This window comes from Parerythrobacter jejuensis, assembly GCF_039536765.1.
In the GTDB taxonomy this organism is placed as follows: Bacteria; Pseudomonadota; Alphaproteobacteria; order Sphingomonadales; family Sphingomonadaceae; genus Parerythrobacter; species Parerythrobacter jejuensis.
Window position 1 is genome coordinate 802,268 of sequence record NZ_BAAAZF010000001.1, and the last position, 24,830, is coordinate 827,097.

29 protein-coding genes are annotated in these 24,830 nt (G+C 61.0%); 17 read left to right on the forward strand and 12 right to left on the reverse strand.

The genetic code is table 11. The features are described from left to right. Positions 1 to 22: 22 nt before the first annotated feature. From ABD653_RS03860 to ABD653_RS03880, 5 genes are all read left to right on the forward strand, one after another. Positions 23 to 277 carry a CBU_0592 family membrane protein gene (locus ABD653_RS03860; RefSeq protein WP_160779948.1) on the forward strand — a complete coding sequence of 85 codons (255 nt, stop codon included), beginning with the start codon at positions 23 to 25 and terminating at the stop codon, positions 275 to 277. Beyond that, positions 274 to 897: a (d)CMP kinase gene (locus ABD653_RS03865; protein ID WP_160779949.1), complete on the forward strand. Its 624-nt coding sequence runs from the start codon at positions 274 to 276 to the stop codon at positions 895 to 897. Before ABD653_RS03860 ends, ABD653_RS03865 begins: the two co-directional genes overlap by 4 nt. 326 nt (positions 898 to 1,223) lie before the next feature. After that, positions 1,224 to 2,930 carry a 30S ribosomal protein S1 gene (gene rpsA, locus ABD653_RS03870; protein WP_160779950.1) on the forward strand — a complete coding sequence of 569 codons (1,707 nt, stop codon included), beginning with the start codon at positions 1,224 to 1,226 and terminating at the stop codon, positions 2,928 to 2,930. Between the two features lie 91 nt (positions 2,931 to 3,021). After that, the gene (gene gloB, locus ABD653_RS03875) at positions 3,022 to 3,777 is read left to right on the forward strand and encodes a hydroxyacylglutathione hydrolase (protein ID WP_160779951.1); all 756 of its coding nucleotides are present in this window, start codon (positions 3,022 to 3,024) and stop codon (positions 3,775 to 3,777) included. 5 nt (positions 3,778 to 3,782) lie between these two features. Beyond that, positions 3,783 to 4,757, forward strand: coding sequence for an NADPH:quinone oxidoreductase family protein (locus tag ABD653_RS03880; RefSeq protein ID WP_160779952.1), 975 nt, complete (start codon positions 3,783 to 3,785; stop codon positions 4,755 to 4,757). Between the two features lie 86 nt (positions 4,758 to 4,843). Here the strand turns inward: ABD653_RS03880 and ABD653_RS03885 are convergent, their stop codons facing one another. The 8 genes from ABD653_RS03885 to ABD653_RS03920 all read right to left on the reverse strand — a co-directional run bounded on the left by ABD653_RS03885 (position 4,844) and on the right by ABD653_RS03920 (position 11,390). After that, complete coding sequence (locus ABD653_RS03885) at positions 4,844 to 5,377, reverse strand: F0F1 ATP synthase subunit B family protein (protein ID WP_407672775.1); 534 nt, start codon at positions 5,375 to 5,377, stop codon at positions 4,844 to 4,846. Continuing rightward, entirely contained in the window at positions 5,370 to 5,864 is a 495-nt protein-coding gene (locus tag ABD653_RS03890) for a F0F1 ATP synthase subunit B family protein (RefSeq protein WP_160779953.1), read from the reverse strand. The genes ABD653_RS03885 and ABD653_RS03890 overlap by 8 nt, the downstream gene beginning before the upstream one ends. A gap of 87 nt (positions 5,865 to 5,951) precedes the next feature. Continuing rightward, the gene (locus ABD653_RS03895) at positions 5,952 to 6,179 is read right to left on the reverse strand and encodes a F0F1 ATP synthase subunit C (RefSeq protein ID WP_011414432.1); all 228 of its coding nucleotides are present in this window, start codon (positions 6,177 to 6,179) and stop codon (positions 5,952 to 5,954) included. A 43-nt stretch (positions 6,180 to 6,222) separates the two neighbouring features. Beyond that, the gene (locus ABD653_RS03900) at positions 6,223 to 6,981 is read right to left on the reverse strand and encodes a F0F1 ATP synthase subunit A (RefSeq protein ID WP_160780483.1); all 759 of its coding nucleotides are present in this window, start codon (positions 6,979 to 6,981) and stop codon (positions 6,223 to 6,225) included. A 66-nt stretch (positions 6,982 to 7,047) separates the two neighbouring features. Continuing rightward, positions 7,048 to 7,386: an AtpZ/AtpI family protein gene (locus ABD653_RS03905; RefSeq protein WP_160779954.1), complete on the reverse strand. Its 339-nt coding sequence runs from the start codon at positions 7,384 to 7,386 to the stop codon at positions 7,048 to 7,050. Between the two features lie 181 nt (positions 7,387 to 7,567). Beyond that, positions 7,568 to 7,957, reverse strand: a complete 390-nt coding sequence (locus ABD653_RS03910) for a YdbL family probable chaperone protein (RefSeq protein ID WP_160780484.1) — start codon at positions 7,955 to 7,957, stop codon at positions 7,568 to 7,570. 11 nt (positions 7,958 to 7,968) lie between these two features. After that, entirely contained in the window at positions 7,969 to 8,160 is a 192-nt protein-coding gene (locus ABD653_RS03915; RefSeq protein ID WP_160779955.1) for a YnbE family lipoprotein, read from the reverse strand. A 47-nt stretch (positions 8,161 to 8,207) separates the two neighbouring features. Continuing rightward, the gene (locus tag ABD653_RS03920; protein ID WP_344705280.1) at positions 8,208 to 11,390 is read right to left on the reverse strand and encodes an intermembrane phospholipid transport protein YdbH family protein; all 3,183 of its coding nucleotides are present in this window, start codon (positions 11,388 to 11,390) and stop codon (positions 8,208 to 8,210) included. 70 nt (positions 11,391 to 11,460) lie between these two features. Here ABD653_RS03920 and radC point away from each other — a divergent pair, with 70 nt between their 5' ends. The 10 genes from radC to ABD653_RS03970 all read left to right on the forward strand — a co-directional run bounded on the left by radC (position 11,461) and on the right by ABD653_RS03970 (position 20,282). Then, a complete protein-coding gene (gene radC, locus ABD653_RS03925; protein ID WP_160779957.1) occupies positions 11,461 to 12,171 on the forward strand; it encodes a RadC family protein in 711 nt (236 codons plus the stop codon). Positions 12,172 to 12,260: 89 nt separating this feature from the next. Then, positions 12,261 to 13,571: an adenylosuccinate lyase gene (gene purB, locus ABD653_RS03930; RefSeq protein WP_160779958.1), complete on the forward strand. Its 1,311-nt coding sequence runs from the start codon at positions 12,261 to 12,263 to the stop codon at positions 13,569 to 13,571. A gap of 77 nt (positions 13,572 to 13,648) precedes the next feature. Further along, positions 13,649 to 14,041 carry a hypothetical protein gene (locus tag ABD653_RS03935; RefSeq protein ID WP_160779959.1) on the forward strand — a complete coding sequence of 131 codons (393 nt, stop codon included), beginning with the start codon at positions 13,649 to 13,651 and terminating at the stop codon, positions 14,039 to 14,041. Continuing rightward, on the forward strand, positions 14,038 to 14,712 hold the full coding sequence (pyrF, locus tag ABD653_RS03940) for an orotidine-5'-phosphate decarboxylase (RefSeq protein WP_160779960.1): 675 nt from the start codon (positions 14,038 to 14,040) through the stop codon (positions 14,710 to 14,712). The genes ABD653_RS03935 and pyrF overlap by 4 nt, the downstream gene beginning before the upstream one ends. Next, positions 14,709 to 15,494, forward strand: a complete 786-nt coding sequence (gene bla, locus ABD653_RS03945) for a subclass B1 metallo-beta-lactamase (protein ID WP_160779961.1) — start codon at positions 14,709 to 14,711, stop codon at positions 15,492 to 15,494. The genes pyrF and bla overlap by 4 nt, the downstream gene beginning before the upstream one ends. Positions 15,495 to 15,506: 12 nt before the next feature. Then, positions 15,507 to 16,136, forward strand: coding sequence for a phosphoribosylanthranilate isomerase (locus tag ABD653_RS03950; protein WP_160779962.1), 630 nt, complete (start codon positions 15,507 to 15,509; stop codon positions 16,134 to 16,136). Next, a complete protein-coding gene (gene trpB / locus ABD653_RS03955) occupies positions 16,133 to 17,347 on the forward strand; it encodes a tryptophan synthase subunit beta (protein ID WP_160779963.1) in 1,215 nt (404 codons plus the stop codon). The genes ABD653_RS03950 and trpB overlap by 4 nt, the downstream gene beginning before the upstream one ends. Further along, entirely contained in the window at positions 17,344 to 18,117 is a 774-nt protein-coding gene (gene trpA / locus ABD653_RS03960; protein WP_160779964.1) for a tryptophan synthase subunit alpha, read from the forward strand. Before trpB ends, trpA begins: the two co-directional genes overlap by 4 nt. A gap of 12 nt (positions 18,118 to 18,129) precedes the next feature. Continuing rightward, positions 18,130 to 18,978: an acetyl-CoA carboxylase, carboxyltransferase subunit beta gene (accD, locus tag ABD653_RS03965; RefSeq protein WP_160779965.1), complete on the forward strand. Its 849-nt coding sequence runs from the start codon at positions 18,130 to 18,132 to the stop codon at positions 18,976 to 18,978. Between the two features lie 8 nt (positions 18,979 to 18,986). Beyond that, positions 18,987 to 20,282: a bifunctional folylpolyglutamate synthase/dihydrofolate synthase gene (locus ABD653_RS03970; protein ID WP_160779966.1), complete on the forward strand. Its 1,296-nt coding sequence runs from the start codon at positions 18,987 to 18,989 to the stop codon at positions 20,280 to 20,282. Here the strand turns inward: ABD653_RS03970 and ABD653_RS03975 are convergent. Both ABD653_RS03975 and ABD653_RS03980 read right to left on the reverse strand, forming a co-directional pair. Next, positions 20,260 to 20,553 carry a hypothetical protein gene (locus ABD653_RS03975; protein ID WP_160779967.1) on the reverse strand — a complete coding sequence of 98 codons (294 nt, stop codon included), beginning with the start codon at positions 20,551 to 20,553 and terminating at the stop codon, positions 20,260 to 20,262. The two genes, ABD653_RS03970 and ABD653_RS03975, sit on opposite strands and share 23 nt — an antisense overlap. A 6-nt stretch (positions 20,554 to 20,559) precedes the next feature. Next, complete coding sequence (locus ABD653_RS03980; protein ID WP_160779968.1) at positions 20,560 to 22,284, reverse strand: AmpG family muropeptide MFS transporter; 1,725 nt, start codon at positions 22,282 to 22,284, stop codon at positions 20,560 to 20,562. Positions 22,285 to 22,393: 109 nt separating this feature from the next. On the opposite strand from ABD653_RS03980, the gene ABD653_RS03985 reads away from it, so the two are divergent. After that, positions 22,394 to 23,173, forward strand: coding sequence for a pseudouridine synthase (locus ABD653_RS03985; protein WP_160779969.1), 780 nt, complete (start codon positions 22,394 to 22,396; stop codon positions 23,171 to 23,173). After that, complete coding sequence (rsmD, locus tag ABD653_RS03990) at positions 23,170 to 23,724, forward strand: 16S rRNA (guanine(966)-N(2))-methyltransferase RsmD (RefSeq protein ID WP_160779970.1); 555 nt, start codon at positions 23,170 to 23,172, stop codon at positions 23,722 to 23,724. The genes ABD653_RS03985 and rsmD overlap by 4 nt, the downstream gene beginning before the upstream one ends. A 20-nt stretch (positions 23,725 to 23,744) precedes the next feature. On the opposite strand, the gene ABD653_RS03995 is transcribed toward rsmD, so the two are convergent. Beyond that, positions 23,745 to 24,224, reverse strand: coding sequence for a hypothetical protein (locus tag ABD653_RS03995; protein ID WP_160779971.1), 480 nt, complete (start codon positions 24,222 to 24,224; stop codon positions 23,745 to 23,747). A gap of 170 nt (positions 24,225 to 24,394) precedes the next feature. Next, positions 24,395 to 24,793, reverse strand: coding sequence for a GFA family protein (locus tag ABD653_RS04000; RefSeq protein ID WP_160779972.1), 399 nt, complete (start codon positions 24,791 to 24,793; stop codon positions 24,395 to 24,397). Between the last annotated feature and the right edge of the window lie 37 nt (positions 24,794 to 24,830).

The following is a 24,830-nucleotide window of genomic DNA, read 5'->3' on the forward strand; positions in this document are numbered from 1 at the left end:
CGCAACGCAGGAAGGTTAGGCCATGCCACTCGATTGGGCCTCTCTTGTCGGGTTTGTCGGCACCGCATGCATCATTGGCGCCTACGCCTATCTGACGCTGCACGAGGCGCCCAACCCTTTCATCCTGCACGGCACCAATTTATGTGGCGCGGCACTCCTCACCATCTCACTGGTCGTCCACACCAACTGGCCCAGCCTCGTTCTTGAAGGTTTCTGGGCGGCTATTGCGATTGTGGGAATTGCCAAGGCTCTGGCAAAGCGTAAGAGAACCGAATGATTATCGCCGTCGACGGCCCGACTGCCTCTGGCAAGGGCACAATTTCCAAAGCGCTGGCCCACCATTTCGGGCTGCCCCACCTCGATACCGGACTGCTATATCGGGCTGTCGGGCGGCAGGTTGCACTCAATGGGGGCAATCCCGACAATCCTCGCGATGCCTTGAAGGGCACAGAGTTTGCCGATTTGTTGCTGGAAGACGATATCCTGCGCAGCGAGGGATCGGGAAGCCTGGCAAGCCGGGTGTCGATCCATCCCGAGGTGCGCCAAGCCCTGTTCGAACGGCAGCGGAATTTTGCCACGCAGGACGGTGGCGCTGTGCTTGACGGACGCGATATCGGCACCGTCATCGCACCCGAAGCCGAGGTGAAACTGTTTATCACTGCCAGTGTCGATGCCCGGGCACAGCGGCGCCATGCCGAAATGATTGAACGGGGGGTGGAGAGCGGGCTGCAGGAAATTGCGGATGACCTGCGCCGCCGCGACCAGCGCGATATCGGGCGCAAAGACGCGCCCCTGATTGCCGCGCCGGATGCTCTTGTGCTGGACACTTCGACGCTCGGCAAAGACGCAGCTATCGCGGCCGCTATTGCCGCAGTAGAACAAGCGATGTCCAACTGAGCCCAGTGGCTCACCAGACAAACCCGCAAATTGGCGGTTTTGCTTGCATTTGAAGTAGTCCTCGCCTACCTGCGCGCCCGTCTGAAGGGCAAAAACAGGTCCGCAGGCAGGCTATTCTCGCATGGCCGGATTTATCAGGGCGCATTTGCCGCCCTTCCCATGCGTTGGTCCTGTCGCTCCGTTTCGCCCCAAAGACGCCAGAGGTGGCATTCGGCCCCGCTGGCAGTTCGGCCCTCTTGGCCCGCATAGGCAATCCCGCCGAAGCGGAGAAAAGACCCCGGGAAAACCGGTGGCCGGAAGCAAAAGTGAACAGGAATACCAACCCTATGGCGACTTCTGCCAATCCTACGCGCGACGATTTCGAAGCGCTTCTCAACGAACAACTCGGCGGCGCCGGCAATGAAGGCTTTGAAGGCCGCGTTGTCAAAGGCACCGTAACCGCCATCGAAGCAGGCATGGCGATCATCGATGTGGGCCTCAAGAGCGAAGGCCGCGTCGATCTCAAGGAATTCTCGCGCGTTGATGGCGAGCACGGACTCGAAGTCGGCTCCGAGGTCGAAGTGTATGTCGACCGCGTCGAAAATGCCGACGGTGAAGCAATGCTCAGCCGCGACCGCGCCCGCCGCGAAGCGGCTTGGGACAAGCTGGAAAGCGAATTCGGCGAAGGCAAGCGCGTCGAAGGCCGTATCTTCGGGCGCGTCAAAGGCGGTTTCACCGTCGACCTCGACGGCGCTGTGGCCTTCCTGCCCGGTTCACAGGTCGATATCCGTCCCGTACGCGATGTCGCTCCGCTCATGGACCAGCCGCAGCCGTTCCAGATCCTCAAGATGGACCGTCGCCGCGGCAATATCGTCGTTTCGCGCCGTGCTGTCCTCGAAGAAACCCGCGCCGAACAGCGCAGCGAGCTGATCGAAGGCCTGGCCGAAGGCCAGATCACCGACGGTGTGGTCAAGAACATCACCGATTACGGTGCGTTCGTTGATCTGGGCGGAATCGACGGCCTGCTCCACGTCACAGACATGAGCTACAAGCGCGTCAACCACCCGAGCGAAGTGATCGAGATCGGCCAGACCGTGACCGTTCAGATCGTGCGCATCAATGCCGAAACGCAGCGCATCTCGCTGGGCATGAAGCAGCTCGAAAGCGATCCATGGGATGGCGTGGCTGCCAAGTACCCGGTCGGCATGAAGCTGACCGGACAGGTCACCAACATCACCGAATATGGTGCGTTCGTGGAACTGGAAGCTGGCATCGAAGGCCTGGTCCACGTTTCCGAAATGAGCTGGACCAAGAAGAACGTCCACCCGGGCAAGATCGTTTCGACCTCGCAGGAAGTCGAAGTCATGGTGCTCGAAGTCGACTCCGAGAAGCGGCGCATTTCGCTCGGCCTCAAGCAGGCCCAGCGCAATCCGTGGGAAGAGTTCGCCGAGAAGCACCCGATCGGCACCGAAGTCGCTGGCGAAGTCAAGAACGCCACCGAATTCGGCCTGTTCATCGGTCTCGATGGCGACGTCGACGGCATGGTCCATATGTCCGACATTGCCTGGGGCATCTCGGGCGAAGACGCCCTGGCGCTTCACCGCAAGGGTGAAGAGGTCAAGGCGATCGTTCTCGATGTCGACACCGACAAGGAGCGCATCAGCCTCGGCATGAAGCAGCTCGAAAAGGGTGCTCCGAGCGCCGATGGTGCCGACACCAGCGCATTGCGCAAGGGCCAGACTGTCACCGTTACCGTCCTCGAAGTCCGCGATGGCGGCCTCGAAGTACAGGTTGGCGACGACGGCGCGACCGGCTTCATCAAGCGTTCGGATCTGGGTCGTGACCGCGACGAACAGCGTCCCGATCGTTTCCAGACCGGCAGCAAGGTCGATGCCATGATCACAGGCTTTGACCGTTCGAAGAAGCCGAACTTTTCGATCAAGGCACGCCAGATCTCGGAAGAAAAGGAAGCTGTGGCACAGTTCGGTTCTTCCGACAGCGGCGCATCGCTCGGCGACATTCTGGGCGAAGCGCTCAAGAAGTCCGACGACTAAGCAAGACCCGCATCGGCGGTTTCGGAAAGGCCCGTCTGCTATCGAGCAGGCGGGCCTTTCCTACGTCTGCAGGAAACGGTAGGCTTGGCAAATGCTTCAGATCCATCAGTTCCCCTGCCTGTCCGACAATTACGGCTTCCTCATCCACGATCCCGACAGTGGTGAGACTGCCGCAATCGATACGCCGGAAGCGAAGGTCTATCTTGCCGAGGCGGAGAAGCGTGGTTGGGCCATCACCCAGATCTGGAACACGCATTGGCATCCCGATCACGCGGGTGGAAACGAGGATATCAAACAGACCACCGGCTGCACCATCGTGGCCCCGCAGGAGGTGGAAAAGCTCTCCCCCATCGACACTCTCGTCGCGCATGGCGACACCGTTTCGCTGGGCGGTTTCAATGCTCAGGTGATCGATGTCAGCGGCCACACCAATGGCCACATCGCTTTTTACATTCCCGAAGCTGGCGTCGCCTTTGTCGGCGATTCTGTCTTTGCACTGGGTTGCGGGCGAATGTTCGAGGGCGAGCCTGCGCAGTTCTGGAAAAGTCTGGAGCGGATCAAGGCCCTGCCCCCGGAAACAATGCTCTATTGCGCCCATGAATACACGGCGGCCAACGCGAAGTTTGCCTCGCATGCGGACCCGGAGAACAGCGCGCTGGCCAATTATGTTGCCGAGATCGAGGCCAAGAGATCACGCAACGAACCGACCGTGCCGACTCAGTTGGAGCGGGAACTGGCGACCAACCCCTTCCTGCGCGCCGACGATGCTGCGTTAGCGGCCCGTTGGGGCGGTTCAGAACCACACGAGACCTTTGCCGCCCTGAGGGCCGCCAAGGACAGTTTCTGATCCGCATGCAGGCTCTACGCGTCGAGACCTTGTCGGACGATTTTTCCGGTGTACTCCTCACCGACCTGCCGCGACCCGAGCGCGGCCCGGGCGAGGTGCTGGTGCGAATTCAGGCCGCTTCGCTCAACTATCCCGACCTGTTGATGACGCAGGGCAAGTACCAATTCAAACCCGAACCTCCCTTCACCTCCGGCATGGAATTGGCCGGGGAGGTCATCGCAGCGGATCACGACGGCCCTTTCGCCACTGGAGACCGGGTCATGGGGGGTGCCAAGACGGGCGGATTTGCCGAGTTCGCGAGCGTCCCTGCGCGATCCCTGCGCAAAGTGCCCGAGGGCATATCTTTTCCAGCTGCTGCGGCCATGGGAGCTGCCTACAGCACCGCCTATACCGGTCTGTTCGAACTGGGCGGCCTGGAAGCCGGGCAATGGGTGCTGGTCCATGGTGCCAGCGGGGGCGTCGGCCTGGCTGCATGCGACCTTGCAAAAGCTCTGGGCGCTAAGGTCATTGCTGCGACTCATCGCGAGGACAAGATTGAGCGCCTGCAGGCAGCTTCGGGCGCTGACGCGGTGATCCTGAACCACGGCCGTTTCCGCGAACGCGTAAGCGAGCTGACAGACGGGAAGCTGTGCGATCTCGTGTTCGACACCGTCGGCGGTGATATTTTCGATGAGAGCACGCGCTGTGTCGCTTTTGGCGGCAAGTTACTGGTGGTGGGCTTTGTTGCCGGGCGCATTCCCGAGATTTCCGTAAATATACCGCTGATCAAGGGCTTCTCCGTGGTCGGCGTAAGAGCCGGGGAATATGCGCGCCGCTTTCCTGATCGCGGTGCCCGGATCATGGGCGAAATCCATAAGCTGGCAGTAAGCGGTGCGATCACACCGTATGTCGACGCCACCTTGCCATTGGCGCAATGGCGCGATGCCTTCGCGGCCATGCAAAGGGGCGATCTGATCGGCAAGATCATCCTGCAACCTTGAGTCGCCAGGCCTTGGCCAATTGATCGCCCGGAACGAAAAAGGGCGGCACACTGGCCGCCCTTATCCAGAAGACCTCAATACGCGGCTCAGATGCCGGCAATCACCTTGTCTGTCAGAGAGATGTCTGCGCTGGCGTCGTGCTTCTCGGCGATCAGCTTGCGACTGGCAGTGGCCGCAGCCCTCGCGGCAGTAGCCCGCACTTCGTCGATCGCATCGCGTTCGGCAGCGGCGATCTTGTCTTCGGCCATGCGCTTGCGGCGCTCGATCAGAGCCTTGCTGTCCGCTTCGGCCTTCTCGACCAGCGCTTCGGCTTCGTGCCTGGCATTCTCGATCATTGCTTCTGCGTCTTTTTCCGCATTGGCGATCTTGGTCGAATACTCGTCACGAAGCGCTTCGGCTTCGGCCCGCAATTTCTTCGCTTCGTCCAGTTGTTCGCGGATCGATGCGATCTTGGCATCCAGCCCGCCGGTGATCATTCCGGGAACCTTCTTCCACACGAAGATCGCAATCAGCACGACCATCGAGATCGACACGATCTGATAAGGCTCAAGCCCCCACAGACTCGGGCCGAGCGATTCAGGAATGTCCGTCGTGGTGAAGACTTCAGGTGCGTTAGACACGGGCCATTGCCTCCTTCACAGCCTTGGCGGCAGACGGCTTAGTTACCTTCACACCGGCCAGGCGCTGGACGATATCCTGCGCCGCTTCGGCAGCAACGCCCTCGACTTCGGCCATGGCTTCGGCGCGTGAAGTCGCAATGCGTTCCTCGGCCTCTGCCAATTTCTTGTCGAGACGCTTCTGCGCCGAAGCGATCTTCTTTTCCGACTTGTCAGCCGCATCGGCCTTCGCCTCGGCAACGATCGCCTGCGCAGCAGCGCGGTTTTCGTTCTCGCGGGTCCGCCAGGCTTCTTCCTCGGCATCGGCCTTGTCGCGCGCAGCCTGCGCAGCAGCGAGATCATCACTGATCTGCTGGTCGCGCTGCCCGACCGTCTCCATTACGCGCGGAACCATGCCGCGGCCGACAATGAAGAATGTGAACCCGAAAAAGACCAGCAGCCAGAAGATCTGGCTGGAATAGGTCTCTGCGAGCTGGGCTATCTGGGGCATGAATCCGGTCCCGGAAAGTCAGTCAGAAAGAAGGTTCCCGACGGGCCGGAACGCAGAGTCCCGACCCGGTCAGAAAACGAAGTGTCGTTAGGCGACGAAGATCAGGATCATCGCAACAACGAATGCCAGCAGGCCGAGAAGCTCGGCAGCGGCGAAGCCGATGAACAGGCGACCCTGCTGGCCGTCTGCTGCGCCCGGGTTGCGCAATGCGCTCTCGAGGAAAGAACCGAACACGTTACCCACACCGATAGCGGCCATGCCGGCACCGATAGCTGCGAGACCCGCACCAACGAGCTTTGCTGCTTCTGCGTCCATTGTAATAACTCCTTACGTAAAGTCTTGTTTGTTGATCAGTAACTTAGTGAAGATTCTCGGCGTCGTTGATATACAGCGACGTCAACAATGCAAAAACATAGGCCTGGATGCCGGCAACGAGGATTTCCAGCGCGCTGATGCCGATCATCAGGATGAAGCTGGGAACACCGACCAGGGCAGCGAAAGCCGGCCCGGCATTGGTGCCGTCAATCACGAAGCTGGACAGAACCTTGAGCAGGACGTGGCCTGCCATCATGGCCACAAACAGTCGCAGCGCGAGGCTGAACGGGCGCACCAGGAACGAGATCAGCTCAATCGGGAAGATGATCGGGATCATCGGCAACGGGGTACCGCTGGGCACGAACAGGCTGAAAAAGTGGAAACCGTGCTTCCAGAAACCGACAATCAGCACAATCGCGAAACTGATAATCGCGAGGACGCCGGTCACGGTGAAGTGGCTGGTAAATGTGAACGGATGGACACCGACAATGCCGAGCGGCAACAGGCCCAGCAGGTTGGCGAACAGGATGAACATGAACAGCGAGAAGATATAGGGCACATACTTGCGCCCTTCCTTGCCGATATTCGCCTCCAGCATGTCGTCGATAAAGCCGGTGAAGCTCTCCACCATCATCTGCCAGCGGCCGGGCACGAGCTCGCGCTTCATGCCGCCCCAGACGAACACAGTCAGCACGATGGTGGTAATAAGCATCCACATCGAGCTGTTGGTAAAAGCGATGTTGTAGCCGGCGATTTCCCACGTTTCCGAACCGAGAATCGGTTCGATGTGAAACTGGTGCATCGGGTCGACTTTGCCTTCTTCGGCGGCCACGTGAATTCCCTGTTCGTTTGTAAATGCGTTTCCCGGTCAACCTTCGTCGGAAGGCGTCTCGGTCGGCGCATTCGCCATCCGGAAAATATTCCTGAAAGCCACGATTATCCCGAGGAACAATCCGACCAACAGGCCCCATGGAGACGTTCCCGTCAGGGCATCGACTGCCCAACCGATAACGACACCACCCAGGATCCCACCGAGTAAATCCGCCAGGACCCGGTTGCCGCTGCGATAATTCGCATCAACTCCGGTGCCCGCTTGCGGCTGGTTGCGTTCCTCTTCACGCTCGCGTGCGGCTTTCAGCCGCTCTTCGAGCGCGTCAATTCGCGCATCCTCGGCAATGGGTTCCCGTGCGGGCTTTTCATCGCTCATGCTTTGCTCCTTTGTGAAGGTCTGCGCAGCACGGGCAACTCCTGCCCGCCAAGGGCGCCGCCCCCTTAGAAGGGGGGCATATGCAAGTCAACCGGACAGCACGGGATTCCGCACGTCCGGTTGAGAAAAATTGTGCACTGCAAGGTGCTTCGCCGAACCCGGGCCTATCTGCCCGAAAACTCTACGGGCAGCGAGGGTCACGCTGCGGCGGTGCACTGGTACGGGTTGCCCAAGAGCCGTCGGGCGCCTGGTAACGCTCGCCCGGCACGGTCCGGGCGATCAAAACGCATCCCTGGGTGAAGGCATATTCTTCCAGAGTCGCATTCTGCGCTTGCGCCCGCTGGGTGTAATTCGCCCGGCGTTTGATGTTCAGGTCGCGGACCAGAGCCTGCGTTGCAGACGACTGGCTGCCCACCGTGCCCAGATACCCGTCCATTTTCTCGCCCACCTGCCCGCTGGCGCGCGCAGCTGCATAGGCGGGATCACGCTGGAAATAGGCCGAGGCTGGCACTGCAAGCGCCAGTCCAAGAGTTGCAGCAATGGCTGCCTTGCCAAAGTTTGAAATCGTCATCATTCCCATCCTCAAAAGATATCCGGGTTCTCGTCGATGTTATCCTCAACATCGGCCGCGAGCCGGTAAATCACTTCCTGCCGGATATTGATGTTGAGCTCGATCACGATGGCTTCCTCGGGCGCATTGATATTGATGCACCCACCCAGCGTGACCAGCCCGACGACCGGCGCCATACTCCAGACGCGCTTCTGCCTCTTCATGTTGCGTTTCATTGCAGCGCAGGCAGAGAGCGTCAAATTGCATGTCTTCATGGCCTATCCTCGCTTTCGGGGTCCTGAATGGGTGGTTGGGCAGCGCTAACATCAGGCTGCCGGAATTCTGTGCCGTCGTCGGTCAGCAGGCCGACTTCGCGCGGGTCCCGAACAAAGGCGGGATCGTAGATCGACCGCACATTGGTCAACAATTGGTAGAACGGGGCGCGGATGTTGACGTTGAACCGGATCGGCAGCTTGCCCAACCGGCGGGTTACGAAATTGCGGCTTGCCCCCTCGCCCTGGCTTACACCTTCGAATGTCACGCGAGTCACGATTTCGCCGGTCAATGGGCCATCGACGCCGATGCGCATCTGGCGGTAATCAAGCGACCGCAAGGAATTGAATGCGAAATTGGCGATCGCCCCCATGTCTTCGTAAGTCAGCTCGCCTACATAAGAGAGGTTCCCGCCGGGTGCGCGCGAAAGCAGGAGCCCGTCTTCGATAAAACCATTGCCAACCTCATCGAACACGACCGAGATGGTCCCGTCGAATGTCCCGCGGGCGCTGAGATTGGCCAGTTCCAGCCGTTCTATGAACAGCGCTGCTTCGACCCCCTCGACCTCAAACGCATAGCGTCGCGTTTCCGGTCTGGAGAAATTCAACAGCACGGGCCGCATCGTCAGTCTGCCGCCAAGCCAAGGCCACTCGCCCCCCGCAACGTCGAGGATCTGCCCGTCCCGCAATGCGAACCGGATGACACCGTCATTCACTTCGATGCCGGGATTGATCGACTTGACGAAAAGCCGCTGATCGGGCGCAGTCGTGAGGGTGAGAAGATCGGTGAAGTTGATTGTACCCGATGCGCCCTCGACCGGTCCGAAAGCTGCGGCGAAATCAAAGTTCTTCGTGCTGAACTGACCAGAGCTTGTAATGTCCTGATCGTTCCAGTCGATCCTGCCGGTGCCAGTAACAACACCGTCGGCCAAAGCGATCACACCTATCGCGAGATCAGAAAGGTCGACCGGTTGCAGCGCTTCATCGAATCGCACGCCAGCAACGTTGAGATCAGCAGATCCAACGCCGCCGGAAAGATTGTGCCGCAATGTGAGGTCCACAATGGGCCGATCGCTCGAGGGCTCACGCAGCAAGGCTTGTGCACTGATCCGGCTATTTTCGAGACGCAAGGTCGCATCGCGCCCATGCAACGGGTTGAACAAGTCTTCTTCGGCCCGGTCTTCCACGATGAAGGCGCCCTCATCCAACTGCAGGACGCCATCAATGTAACTCCACCGCCCGTTGGCCTGAAGAATATCGAGCGGGACAGCGTCCAGCCGGATATCCGCATCGGCGATGGTGCCGGCAATCTCGCTCCCCAGATCGGCGTCGAGATTCGTAACCTTGAAACGGGCGGCATTGTCCTGGGGGCCGAGCACCAGATCAAGCTCGCGTGCGATCAATTGGCCCGGCCATGCAAAACCGACCGGTCCGCTCGACAATTGCACCGGCGTCCCCGCGAGCGAACCCGTCAAGGCCAGCCCCGGAACTCCGGCTGCAAGAGCCAGACCACGGCGGTCATAACGCAGGATGGGCGCTCCGTTGGCCGGGCACAGGGTCAGTTCTTGGTTCTCGAGCGTGAGTTCGGCGTAAGAGAGCGTACGGAATGCGATCGGAGTGCACTGGTTCCACATGCGCACATCACCTGATGCCGCGATAGTTCCTGTAATCGGCAGTGACAGTCCGCGTGCCTCGCCGCCTGGCAAGGGCCCGTCGGCAAGCATCGTGCCATCGACCGTAAAGGACCCGTCCCGCAACTGCGCCACCCGCAAGTCGGGAATCGCCAGCCTGCTTCCCTGCGCCTCGTAAGGGGCCATGCGCAGGCGGAATTGCGATTGTCCGTTGGCGCCACGCTCCATCCGGCCAGAGATTTGCGGCAAGCCTGCGCCGCCAATACGGATATTGCCAGCAATGCGCGGGGTGGACCCGCCGTCAAACCGCGCCTGGACGCGGGAGAGCGCGGCCAATGTGGTGCCATCCTGACTGCGCAAGGCGATCCTGGGCGCCACCGCCGTCATGGCGCCATCCATGCGCCTCAATGTCAGGTCGGCAGAAATGCCCCCGCCCTCCACGCCCTGATTGATAGCCCGTCGCAATCGCGCAAGAAGAGGCTCTATCAGCGATCCGGAAGCGGATTGTTGTGCGCTCGCCAATGCCGAGCCGAACTGGTCGCTGAGCGCGATGTCCTCGCCGCGCAGTTCGAGATCGGACTGTATTTGCGCAAAGCCTGCATCCGAGCGCATTGTTCCGCTCGCATTGACCTGAGACAGCGCAACGGCCTCAGCGGCAACGCGATTCATGGCGATGTCGTAACGCGAAACGATCCGCCCATCACGCAAGGTCAGGCGCGCATCGACTGCACTGTCCCCAACAGCCAAACCCGCAGCAGCGAGCGCGTTTACCCCGCCCTCAATCTCCGCATCGAAACCGTCGAGCGTCGGGTCGCCGACCAGCGCGAGCGAGAGATCTGTCTGCCCCGCATCAACACCGAGCTCTTCGCAAGCCAGCTGCGACATGCGAGCAGGCCCGGAGAATGAAGGGGCGCCATCGGCAACCGCAACTTTCCCGAACAACGTGATGCGATCGGCGTTGCAGCCTTCGAATGCGAACTGGGGTGCAATGGCTGCCAGAGTCCCCGTGAAACCATCGTCGAGCCGACCTTCGCCATTGGCCTTTACTCCGATGGTGCCCCACGGTGACTCGATCCGCGCACGCCCGTCGACCAGTTTGATGTCGAATGCCGGCAGAGCCGGCGGGTCGTCACTTTCGGCAAACAGCACCTTATCCAGCGAGCCGAAACTTACCCCATCCGGAGAAATCCGGCCGAACAGCCGTGGATTGATCAACTCGATCCTGCCCACTGACGGAAAACCAAACTGGAAATCGAGGTTCACGCTGACCCGATCGATCGTCAGATCAGGTGCAGCGGCATCGCCGATTACGACATTGGACAAAACCTGCTGGGACGGCCCGATCGATTCAATATCGTAAGTGGCCGGCAGATCATTTGCTTCGATCTGTTCGGCGATCACGTTCTCGGCAATCTCTTCGCGCGAGAACCAGACAATCGCCAAGCCCACCAGCAGCACGGCAAACAGCACCAGCACGCCGCGCAGTGCAACCTGCGTGGCGCTGCGGTGCGTCCGGGCTGCCGCGACCAGTGTTTCCTCGCCCTCTGCCATTGCTGTCCACTTGCGCGTTTCGCCCGCCAAAGGCAATGCAATCAAAGCAATGCGTCTAGTGGGAGCCAACTTGCCCGAAGCTGACCAGGAAAAGCACGCCAAGCAGGCGCCCCATGGTGGCACCGGCCATCGCACGCGGTTGCGCGAGCGTCTTCTCAACGGCGGAGCAGAGGCTCTCGCCGATTATGAAGTTCTGGAATACCTGCTGTTTGCAGCCTTTCGCCAGGGCGATACCAAGCCGGTTGCCAAGGCATTGATCGCGAGGTTCGGATCGCTTGCCGGGGTCCTGAATGCAGAGCCGGGCGCTCTGGCCGAAGTCAAAGGTATGGGCAAAGCCAGCGCTGCGGCGCTCAAGGCGGTATCGACCGCTGCACGCCGGATGGCCCGCAACGAAGTGCAGCAGAAGCCTGTGCTTGGCAGTTGGCAGGCCCTGCTCGATTACTTGACGGTGGACATGGCGCATTTGACGGTAGAGCGCGTCCGTGTGCTCTATCTCAATGCGCAGAACCGGTTGATTCAGGATCATCATGTCGGCGATGGCTCGATCGACGAAGCTGCGATCCACCCACGCGAGGTGATCAAGCGGGGGCTCGATATCGGCGCAACGGCCCTGATCCTTGTTCACAACCACCCCAGCGGCAACCCGGAACCGAGCCGAGCTGACATCCAGATTACCAGCCGTATCGCCGAAGCCGGACGATTGCTGGGGATTACTGTCCACGATCATGTAATCGTCGGGCGCGAAGGCCATGTGTCTCTACGGGCGAAGGGATTGATCTAGGGGGACTGATCCAGGGGGCTTGATCTCACCCGCCCGCCCGCTTAGCCGCCGCGCAACAGTTTCAACCTCACACATCCGGAGTAGACCCCATGGTCCCCCGCTATTCTCGCCCAGACATGACTGCCCTTTGGGAGCCAGAGGCAAAATACCGCATCTGGTTCGAGATCGAGGCGCATGCGACGGAAAAACTGGTCGAGCTCGGCGTCGTCCCTGAAAGCGCGGCGAAGGCGCTGTGGGATTGGTGGGCAACCGATCCGAAAATCGACGTAGCCGCGATCGACGCGATCGAGGCTGTCACCAAGCACGACGTCATCGCTTTCCTGACCTGGGTGGCGGAGAACGTAGGCGACGAAGCCCGCTTCATGCACCAGGGCATGACCAGCAGCGATGTGCTGGATACGACGCTGGCGGTGCAGCTTGCGCGCTCGACTGATATCCTGCTCGAAGACCTCGACGCGTTGCTGGCCGCGATCAAGCGCCGGGCCGAGGAGCACAAGTACACCCCTACTATCGGTCGCAGCCATGGTATCCATGCGGAACCGGTGACCTTCGGCCTCAAACTGGCACAGGCTTATGCCGAATTTGATCGCTGCAAGACGCGCTTGCTGGCTGCTCGCGAGGAAATTGCCACCTGTGCCATCTCCGGCGCGGTCGGCACGTTCGCCAATATCGATCCGTCGGTGGAAGAACATGTCGCAGAAAAGCTTGGCCTTACGGCCGAACCGGTGAGCACGCAGGTCATCCCGCGCGATCGCCACGCAATGTATTTCTCCACCCTCGCCGTCATTGCTGGATCGATCGAGCGCCTGGCGATCGAGATTCGCCACTTGCAGCGCACTGAAGTCCTCGAAGCCGAGGAGTATTTCTCGCCCGGCCAGAAAGGCTCGAGCGCGATGCCGCATAAGCGCAATCCGATCCTGACAGAGAACCTGACCGGCCAGGCCCGCATGATCCGCGCCTATGCGATGCCCGCGCTGGAGAATGTCGCACTGTGGCATGAACGCGATATCTCGCACAGTTCGGTAGAGCGTTTTATAGGGCCCGACGCCTGCATCACGCTCGATTTCGCCCTTGCCCGGCTAACAGGTGTCGTGGACAAGCTGCTGGTCTATCCGGAACGCATGCAGGCCAACATGGATCGCATGGGCGGCCTGATCCATTCGCAGCGGGTCTTGCTGGCGCTGACCCAGAACGGCGTCAGTCGCGAGGATGCTTATCGCCTGGTTCAACGCAATGCGATGAAGGTGTGGGAATCGGACGGCAAGCTGATGCTGCTCGACCTGCTGAAGCAGGATGAAGAAGTGACCGCAGCCCTTTCCGAAAGCGAGTTGGAAGAACGTTTCGACCTCGAATATCACTTCAAGCAGGTCGATACAATTTTCCAGCGCGTGTTCGGCTAGGTCACTAGCGACGGCACCCGCACCTAGACGCAGGCTGCATCGCGGCCTAGCATCAACTGCAAAAAGGAGGTTTAACCTTGCAGATCGTCCGTACCGCCGTCTGGGTCCTGATCCTTTTCGCACTGCTGCTGTTTTCCTGGTTCAACTGGAACCCGGTCGAAGTGATGATTTGGGAAAACCTTCTCATCGAAACCAAGGTGCCGGCGCTGGTGATCGTATCGTTCCTGCTCGGCCTCGTTCCGATGTGGATCTATCATCGCGGCGTTCGCTGGACCTTGTCACGCAAGGTTGCCTCGCTGGAGAACGCTGCGCGAACCAATATCGCGCCGCCGGTTTCGGCCAAACCGACCCCCGCTCCTGCAGCAACAGACACGCCCAAACCCGCGCCAGCTCCATCTCCCGAGTCCGGTTCGCCAGCACTACCCCAGGACGAGAGCGAAGATCTCAAGCCAGAGAGCAAGGCACCGTGAGCAATCCGGTTTTCCTTGCGCTTGACCTCCCCCGGCTCGACGCGGCCAAGGAACTGGTCAACAAGGTCAAAGCCCATATTGGCGGCGTAAAGCTGGGCATGGAATTCTTCTACGCCCATGGCCATCACGGGGTCCACGAGATCGCCCATTGCGGCCTGCCCATTTTTCTCGACCTGAAGTTGCATGACATTCCAAACACCGTCGCGGGCGCAATGCAGGCGATCCATGTGTTGGAGCCCGCCATTGTGACGGTCCATGCCGGCGGTGGGCGCGCGATGATGGAAGATGCCAAGGCGGCGGCCGCCGAGGGAACCAAGGTCGTGGGCGTGACCATGCTGACCAGCCTCGACGAACGCGACATGACCCAGACCGGGATCGGCGGCAGCTCGCACGATCAGGTCATGCGACTGGCCGAACTGGCCGATAGCGCCGGGCTCGACGGGATCGTCTGCTCTGGCCACGAAGTCGGTGCTGTCCACAAACAATGGAAGAAGGGTTTCTTCGTAGTCCCCGGGCTGCGTCCAGCCGGCAGCGCAACCGGGGATCAAAAGCGGGTCGTGACGCCCCGTCAGGCCCGCGACGATGGCGCCAGCGTGCTGGTGATCGGGCGTCCGATCAGCAAGGCTGCCGACCCGGTGCAGGCCGCGCGCGACATCGAGGCAACTTTGTGATCCGGAAATTGGCTGTTCTCGCAACGGCCCTGATTCTGACTGCCTGCATCCCGGGCGAAATCCGCGCGCCTATCGCGGTGCAGGAGGCGGAACGCGATGTTGTCAGGTTCGGCGACATTTCCTTCACCAAACTGGCCGATGGGGTGTGGCAACACACATCTTACCTCGATCTTCCCGGCATCGGCCCTGTGCCGTCGAACGGATTGCTGGTTGTCGATGGCGACCGGACCTTGCTGGTGGATACGGCCTGGACCGATGCTCAAACCGATTTGATTTTGCGTTGGGCCGAGACAGTTCTCACCAAGCCTGTCAGCACTGCGTTGGTGACCCACGCCCACAAAGACAAGATGGGCGGGATCGCGGCCCTGCATCAGGCCAACATTGCGACCTGGGCGCATCCCGTGACCAATGTCGACGGCCCCGCCAACGGGTTCGAACCAGCCCGCAACACATTCCGTTTCAATGGCGATGGTTGGGCGACGGGTGCTGGCGCTGCGTCTTTCTCTCCGCTCAAGATTTACTATCCGGGCGGCGCGCACACGGCGGACAACATCACGGTTGGCATACCTGCGAAGAGCATCGCCTTTGGCGGGTGTATGATCAAAGCGAGCAGCTCGCGTACACTTGGCAATCTCGCCGATGCTGTGCCGGAAGCCTACGCCCAATCGGTGCGCAATTTCGACGCTGCGTTCCCCGACGCGGCGATCATCGCGATGAGCCATTCGCCGGCAGAAAGCCGCAAGGCGATTGCGCGCACTATTGATCTGGCGGACGATCTCTAGCAACGCCGCTGCATGACCAAGATCAAGATCTGCGGACTTTCGACTCCCGAGACCATCGAAGCTGCCGTCAATGCGGGTGCAACCCATATCGGTCTGGTAAATTACCAGAAAAGCCCGCGCTTCGTTTCCGTCGCCGATGCTGCGCGGCTGCGTCAGACTGTGCCGAAGCATGTGAAAACGGTCTTGCTTCTCGTCAATGAAACAGCCGAAAACACCGCTCGTGCTATTGGCGCGATCAAGCCGGATATCGTGCAGTTTCACGGCGGTGAGACACCAGAATGGACGAGCCTTGTGCGCAAGCAGACCGGCCTTGAAGTGTGGAGAGCGCTGGGTGTGCGCGATGCGGCAACCCTGGAAAAGTCGCGGCGTTTCGAAGGTGCGGTAGACCGCATCCTGTTCGATTCTCCGGCCAAGGCGCTGCCGGGAGGAAATGGCGAGACATTCCGTTGGGACGTGCTGGCCGGCTTCGACCATCGCACACCCTGGGGCCTCGCCGGGGGGCTGACGCCGGACAATGTCGCCCAAGCCATCCGCGAAACCAGAACCGAACTGGTCGATGCTTCGAGTGGATTGGAAAGCGCGCCGGGCGTCAAGGACGTGGACAGAATCGCCGCCTTCTGCAAAGCGGCGCGCTCTGTATGACAAACCAACCCAATTCCTTCCGCACGCAACCCGATGACCGAGGGCATTTCGGCGATTTTGGTGGGCGTTATGTCGCCGAAACTCTTATGCCGCTGGTGCTCGATCTGGAGCGCGAATATCGCGCAGCGCAAGCCGATCCGGCGTTCCAGGCCGAATTCGACGACCTGATGAAACACTATGTCGGGCGCCCTTCCCCGCTCTACTTTGCAGAACGGCTGACGGAAGCGCTGGGTGGCGCGCAAGTGTGGTTCAAGCGCGACGAGCTCAATCACACCGGCGCGCACAAGATCAACAATTGTATCGGGCAGATCCTGCTCGCGATCCGCATGGGCAAGACCCGCATTATCGCCGAGACCGGCGCAGGCCAGCATGGTGTTGCCACGGCGACCGTGTGCGCCCGCTTTGGCCTGCCCTGCGTAATCTATATGGGCGCGGAGGATGTGAAGCGGCAGTCGCCCAATGTGTTCCGCATGAAGCTGCTCGGCGCGGAAGTCGTCCCCGTCACCAGCGGCGGCGCGACTCTCAAAGACGCGATGAACGAAGGGCTGCGCGACTGGGTCGCGAATGTCCACGACACCTTTTACATCATCGGCACGGCGGCAGGACCGCACCCCTACCCGGAACTGGTCCGCAACTTCCAGAGCGTGATCGGCACCGAAGCGCGCGCACAAATGCTCGATCGCGTCGGACGCCTGCCCGACCTGCTTATAGCCTGCATCGGCGGCGGATCCAACGCGCTCGGGCTGTTTCACCCCTTCCTTGACGATAAGGACGTCAAGATGCTCGGCGTCGAAGCGGCGGGGCACGGCCTTGATGGCAACGAACACGCGGCAAGCCTGCTCGGCGGGTCACCCGGCGTGCTCCATGGCAACAAGACTTACTTGCTACAGGACGATGACGGCCAGATTACCGAAGGCCACTCGATCAGCGCCGGCCTCGACTATCCCGGCATCGGCCCGGAACACGCCTGGCTCAAGGACACGGGCCGCGTGGAATACACCGCCGTCACAGACGACGAGGCGCTGGACGGTTTCCAGCTGCTGTGCCGCACGGAGGGTATCATTCCAGCGCTTGAGCCGAGCCATGCCATCGCTGCCGTCGCCAAACGCGCGAAGGAAATGCCGGACGACCAGATCATCCTGATGAATCTGTGCGGAAGAGGCGACAAGGATATCTTCACCGTGGCGGAGAAGCTGGGAGTGAAGATGTGAGCAGGCTAAGTGCCGCCTTCTCGAACCCCGCCCTCGTCTGCTTCATTACCGCAGGCGATGGCGACACCGCAGCCAATCTCGACGCGCTCGTCGCAGGGGGGGCGGATGTGATCGAGCTGGGCATGCCTTTCACCGATCCGATGGCCGATGGCCCCGCGATCCAGGAAGCCAATCTGCGCGCGCTTGGAGATGGCATCACAACGGCGGACATTTTTGCGCATGCGAGCGCTTTCCGCACCCGACACCCCGACGTGCCGCTTATCCTGATGGGCTATGCCAACCCGATGGTGCGGCGCGGGCCGGAATGGTTTGCCGATGAGTGCGCGAAAGCGGGCGTCGATGGCGTGATTTGCGTCGATATCCCGCCCGAAGAAGACGAGGCGCTTGGCCCTGCCCTGCGTGCCAGGGGCATTGCCCCGATCCGGCTGGCTACCCCCACCACCGATGCCGCGCGTTTGCCGCAAGTGCTCCAAGGTTCGGACGGGTTCTTGTATTATGTCTCCGTTGCCGGGATCACCGGCAAGCAACAAGCCGCTATCGAATCGATCGAAGCCAATGTTGCCCGCATCAAGCAATCGACCGACATTCCGGTAGCGGTCGGGTTTGGTGTGCGCACACCCGAACAGGCGAGCGCCATCGCCAAGGTCGCCGATGGTGTCGTCGTCGGCTCCGCCCTGGTCGAACTGGTCGGCGAATTTGGCAAGGATGCCCCGGCCAAGCTACAAGAGCTGACGACCGCCCTCGCAAGCGCCGTGCATTCGGCGCGCTAAGGAAAATTTGCCATGAACTGGATTTCCCGCGTCCGTAATTCGCTGCCCTTCGGCAACAAGCGTGAGACGCCCGACAATCTGTGGGTCAAGTGCCCTTCTTGCGCAGAGATGCTGTTCACCAAGGAATTCGAGGACAACCAGCAGGTTTGCCCGCGGTGTGACCATCATGGCCGGATCGGTGCAGACGAGCGGCTGAGCCAGATGCTCGACATCGGCTTTGAAGTTCTGCCCCAGCCCGAAGTGACTGAAGACCCGCTGAAATTCCGCGATTCGAAGAAATATACCGACCGCATCAAACAAGCCCGTGCGAAGAACCCGCATGCTGATGCTTTCACCGTCGGATCGGGCGAGATCGAAGGTCATCCCGCAGTCGTCGGGGTGCAGGATTTCGGCTTTATGGGCGGAAGCATGGGCATGGCCGTGGGCACCGCCTTTTGCGCCGGGGCCGAACGCGCGCTGACCCGAAAATGCGCGTATATCGTGGTGACCGCTGCTGGCGGCGCACGGATGCAGGAAGGCATCCTGAGCCTGATGCAGATGCCCAAGGCCACGGTGATGACCCGTCGCCTGAAAGCTGCAGGACTACCGTATATCGTCGTGCTGACCGATCCGACCACGGGCGGTGTGACCGCCAGCTATGCCATGCTCGGCGATGTCCAGATTGCCGAGCCTGGTGCGCTGATCGGCTTTGCCGGGCAACGGGTGATCCAGGACACGATCCGCGAGCAATTGCCCGAAGGCTTCCAGCGCGCAGAATATCTGCACAAGCACGGCATGGTTGACCGCGTCGTCCACCGCCACCAGCTGCGGGAAGAACTGGCAACCCTGCTCGGTTACATGCAGCCCAAGGCTGCGGCGTAAGCGCCTCTATGCGGGACTTCGCCCGCTCCGATCATCCCGGGGTCCAGGCCCAGCTTGACCGGCTGGGCCAATTGTCTGTGCCCGATGGCCGACTAGGGTTGGAGACCACGCGCGCCCTGCTGTTACGGCTGGGCGATCCGCACACGCAGCTGCCGCCGGTATTCCATGTCGCCGGGACCAATGGCAAAGGGTCCACCTGTGCCTTTCTAAGCGCCATGCTGGAGGCCGATGGCAAGCGCGTGCACGTCACCACCAGCCCGCATCTGGTCCGCTATAATGAGCGGATTCGCTTGGCAGGACGATTGATTGAAGACGATCCGCTGGCCGCATTGCTCGCGGAGGTTCTCGATGCAGGGGAAGACCTCAACCCCAGCTTCTTCGAAGTCACCATTGCGGCTGCCTTCCTCGCCTTTTCACGTGAGCCCGCTGATGCTTGTGTCGTCGAAGTGGGTTTGGGCGGACGTTTTGATGCGACCAACGTGCTGGAGCCAGACGTGCTGGCGGCTTGCGGGATTGCGGCGCTCGGGATCGACCACGAACGGTTCCTCCTCGCACCTGAGGAGGGCGTGCCCAAAGATCCGATCAGCCGGATCGCGTTTGAAAAGGCGGGGATTGCGAAAGACGGTGTGCCCCTGGTCACCCTTTCCTATGATGACGGGTCGACGCGAGAGATCGAGCACGCTGTGATGCGAAGCGGCGCTACTCTCAAAATGCGCGGAAGAAATTGGAATATGGATGGTGCTGGTGCCGAACTGAATTACTCGGATCAGAACGGCCTGCTCGAACTGCCACTCCCCGCTATGGCGGGCCAGCATCAGGCGGAGAATGCAGCGCTAGCCATTGCGATGCTGCGCCACCAAGATCGCATTCCGGTAACTCCCGAGGCTTTGTCGCAGGGGATGCGCACGGCTCAGTGGCCTGCGCGAATGCAGCGTCTGGCAGATGGGCCGTTGGCCAAACAGCGTGAGGTCTGGCTGGACGGCGGCCATAATCGCAGTGCGGGCGAAGCCATCGCGCGCCACTTTAACGGCCAGCGTGTTCACCTGATCATTGGAATGCTCGACAACAAGGACCCGCGCGCGCTGATTGATCCGATGGCGGAGAGAATAGCCAGCCTTACCGCCGTTCCCATACCGACCCATGCCAGCCATCCAGCGACAGCATTCGGTTCCAGTACGAAGGGGGCGAGCGATGTGCCTGCCGCCCTCTCCGCTTTGCCGGACGATGGACTGCCGGTACTGATCGCTGGCTCGCTTTACCTCGCTGGCGAAGTCTTAAGACTCAATCATCAGATTCCGGCTTAGCTAGCTTCGGGCGCATCGCGATCCAGCTGAGAATCAGAATGACCGCACTGATGGCAAGGATCAGACCAAATTCCTGCGTACCCGTCATTCCTTGTTTGAACTTGAAATAAACGAGGTAGGCAGTGATCGCCAAAGTGGCTGTCCCCGCCTTGGGGACGACCAGAAGCCTGCCGCAGCCCCTGCAATCAAACGGCTTGTGAAGCCCCCAGAACAAGAGCTTGGGTGAAGCCGGATGCTCGCACGCGGGGCAGCTCGGGATATGCGTCGGCACTCGCTATTATTCCGCTGGCTCGGCCTTGGCCTCGGGGGCTACCACACCGGCGGCCTTACCCAGTCGCGCCTGCCTGATCCACTCGATGATGCACAGGACCACTGCGCCCATGCCGATCAGTGTCGTCAGGATGAAGACGTCGAAATAGCCCTGCTCTTCGATCATCTGGCCCAGTGCTCCGCGCCCCAGCGTGCCGACCAGCAGAGTGAGCGATGACAGGAGCGCATATTGCACTGCGCTGTAACCCTTGGACACGATGCTGGAGAGATACGCAACGAAGGCTGCCCCGGCGACACCAACGGCGATGTTCTCGCCCGCAATGGCCATCATCAGCTTGGCCAAAGCCGGATCGCCGCCCAATTGGGAGACAAGCCAGGTAAAGCCGCTATTGTCCGCCACAGCCTGCACAACCGCTCCGCCGCGGGCAAGATCGGCGTAGAGGAGGTTGGTCGCTGCCGCGAAGAATGCCCCAAGCGTCAGGGTCAGCATACGTCCGATGGCCGTGAGCAAATAGCCGCCCAAAGCAAGACCCACCAACAGCGCACCAACGCCGAAGAACTTGGACGCCACAGCGACCTCATCTTTCGTGTATTGCAGTTCACCGAGATAGAAGGGGTAAGCAAAGCTGCCCCAGATCGCGTCGGTGATGCGATATGTCAGGACTAGCGCAATCACGATAATCATCGCCCAGCCCAAGCGCCCGATCAGGTCGGTCAGCGGCAGTACCAGTGCGCGGTAGAGATGATCGATCGCCCTGTCAGCGCTGGATTGCGCCGGTGCAGCCTCGGTCAGCAAGTTGGTGCCAGATCGTTCCTGCCGCACCAGCCACGCCGCGATCAGCGACGGTATCACCACCGTTGCCACCACGATCAGTGGCCCCATGGTCGAGATGAACTCGACCGAATCCGGACGCGTGTCGGGGTTGCTCGAAAGAGAGCGGACCATGAAGACGCCTACGGTCACCAGTGCCCAGCCCCACAGCAAGGCCACGGCGCCAAGTGACCAAGCCCGAAGGCGCGGCGCCAATTGGCCGGGCTTGCGCAGGCCGTATGGGTCGTTCTTGTCCTCGTCGCCGGTCGCCTCGAGCGCAGTCGCGTCGGCATCCGGTGCCCACAGGCCGGCAAATCCTACCACCAGCATCAATGCCCCCATGGTGAGATAAACGGTCGGCCAGTCGGTCCGCTCAGCCAGGAACAGCGCGAGGGCGCCACCGACCAGCGCCGCGATGCGATAGCCCATCTGGTAGACGGTCGAGAGGATATCGATGGTCGCGACCTCGTCTGCGACATCGACGCGCCAGGCGTCGATCACCACGTCCTGAGTCGCACTGGCAAAGGCTGCGAGGCCCGCCAGCAGACTGAAGATGCCGATTGTCTCGTTGCTGGGCGCGATGAAACTGAGCGATGTCAGCGCTGCGCCGATCACCAATTGGGCCGTGACAATCCATTGCTTGCGCTTGCCCAGCTTGCTCAGCACCGGAATATCGACCCGGTCGAGCGCCGGCGACCACAGGAACTTAAAAGCGTAAGCGAGCCCGATCAGCGAGAATACGCCCATCGTCTCCAGATCGATTTCGCCACTGTCCGAAAGCCAAGCGTAGAGCGTGCCCAACACAAGGGCATAGGGCAGGCCGGCAGCAAAGCCGAACAGCAACATATAGGCTGTCTTGCGCTGACCCAACGCGGCCAGAACGGCACGCCAACCCGGCTTTTTTGCGGCTGCATCAGACATAGAGGATCCCTTTACTCCCGTTGCGGCGACACTAGCGCGGTTCACGTGCGAGGGAAGCCCTTGTGCTTCGCGCTTCCACCGGCGTGAACAGGCGTGTAGGGGCGCGAGCATGACATCCAGCTATGATCCCCTCGATGAACGGCCCCCGGGCGATCGCATCGCGAAACTCCTCGCTCGGGCCGGCGTTGCCAGCCGCCGCGAGGTAGAGCGCATGATCGCCGACGGCCGCATCGCGCTTCATGGCAAGATTGTTGAAACGCCCGCGACCTTCCTCGAAAGCTTGCGCGGCATCACAGTGGACGGGAAGCCGGTGGGTAAGGCAGAGCCGACACGTCTGTTTGCTTTTCACAAGCCGACCGGCCTGCTGACGGCCGAGTTCGACCCCAAGGGGCGCCCGACAATTTACGATGCGCTGAAAAACGCCCTACCCAAGGATGCAGGGCGGGTGATGCCAATCGGGCGACTCGACTACAATACCGAAGGACTGTTGCTGCTGACCAATGATGGCGGGCTCAAACGCCGGATGGAATTGCCGTCTTCGGGCATCCCGCGCACATATCGTGCCCGCGCCTTTGGCGAGATCGCCCAGGAACAACTGGAAAGCCTGATCGAAGGCATCACGATCGACGGCATCCGCTACGGGCGGATCGACGCCAATATGGAACGGCGCACAGGCCGCAACCAGTGGATCGAGATGACGATCACCGAGGGCAAGAACCGCGAGATTCGCAAAGTCCTCGAACATTTCGGGCTGGAGGTTAGCCGCCTGATGCGCACTGCCTATGGCCCGTTCGAACTGGCCGATTTGCCGCGCGGCCAAGCGGTCGAAATCCGCAAGGGCGATCTGGGGCGCTTTGTCAGCACATTGAAGAAGTCGCCCAGCAAATGAGAATTATCGCTGGCGAATGGCGGGGCCGGAAGCTTGTCTCGCCCAAGGGCGACAGCACACGCCCCACAGCCGACCGCACGCGTGAAACGTTGTTCTCCATGCTGACCAGCCGTCTGGGCACGTTCGAAGGGTTGTCGGTCGTCGATCTGTTTGCAGGATCCGGCGCATTGGGATTCGAGGCTTTGTCACGGGGCGCGGCGCACTGCCTCTTTGTCGAGCAGGACAAACCGGCTCTCGACGCCATTCGCGCCAATATCGCGACATTCGATGCCCGCCGTCGCACCACCTTGAATGCCGGTTCGGTCATGGCTCTTGGCCCGGCCAAGGCACCATATGATCTCATCCTGCTCGATCCGCCCTACGAGACAGGGGCTGGCGCTGTGGCGCTCGACCGGCTCCTTCGCTTGGGCTGGATCGGTGAAGCAACATGGGTTGCGCTGGAGACCGGCGCCCGGGAGGACATCAAGGTCAAAGCCTTCGATGTCCTCGCCGAACGCCGGGTCGGGAAGGCCAAGCTGACCTTGCTGAAGCACCTCCCCGACTCCGACTGACGCATTTCACCACCGTCGGGTTAGATCCCGCGCGGCTCCGCCTTGTCATCGAGTAAGGGCGGGGTTGGATCTGGTGGTGACTGCGCATCGTCAGCCGCCATGTCTTGCGTCCCTTCAGGTCCGCTCGAAACCGGCGGGTCGTTGGAAAGCATGCGCTCCTCGACCATTTCCCACGCAGCAGCACGATCCGGTTCACTCATCGCGGTCAGGGCAAGCTTGTCATTGTCCGAAATGCGCCAGAACACTTCCTGCCGCGGCGGGGACAAGGTCCAGTAATAGGCCTGGGTATCGCCCGGCCAGGCGTCATACTGGGTGCGCTGCTCGGCGCTCCAGCTTTCATAGGCAGCCAGCCGTTCAGGCGTCAGCTGCGCGCCTGTTGCTCCCTCGGCTGCTTCGCTAGCGGGCCCGGCCGGTGGATCTCCAGGCATATCCTGCGCCACCAGCGACGCAGGGACGACCAGACCGGTCAGAACACACATATTCAGGGTAAATCTACGCATGGGATGCTCCTTAAAATTCCCGTGCGTGACGAACGCGACCCATCTCGTTTCGAGACAGTCACGTGATGGTCCACTTGTATGATCCCGACAAGCCAACCAGCCTGCGCTCATCGCGCAAATCCGGCCAATCGCCTGTTTCCGTGCCGCAAACGCGGCGAAATGCTTGCGGCCTATTCCTGTGGCGGGAAGCGCTCGAATTCCGGCAGCGTATGCACATCCTTCATCCACGCAATCCGGTCCGCCGTCTGGATATGGGCCTGCGCAGGCAAGGCTTCGGGTTCGTCTAGCGTTGCAGTCTGGGTGTCGACCAGCCCCGGCAGATTTTCGGCATTGGAATAGAACAAGCCGGTGCCGCACTGGACGCAGAAATAGCGTCGGCCATGTTCCGAGGAAGCATAGATGGAAGGCTCGCCGGTGATGGTCAGGTTTTCGTCGCTGGTCATGGCCCAGCCCACCATCGGCGCGCCTGTCGCCCGGCGGCAATCGGTGCAGTGGCACAGGGAGTGATTGATCACTTCACCCTTGATCTCGTAACGGATCGCCCCGCAATGGCAGCCTCCTGTCAGCATCTTACCCTCCTCTTCCTGTCTCTACCCATCCGGTAGA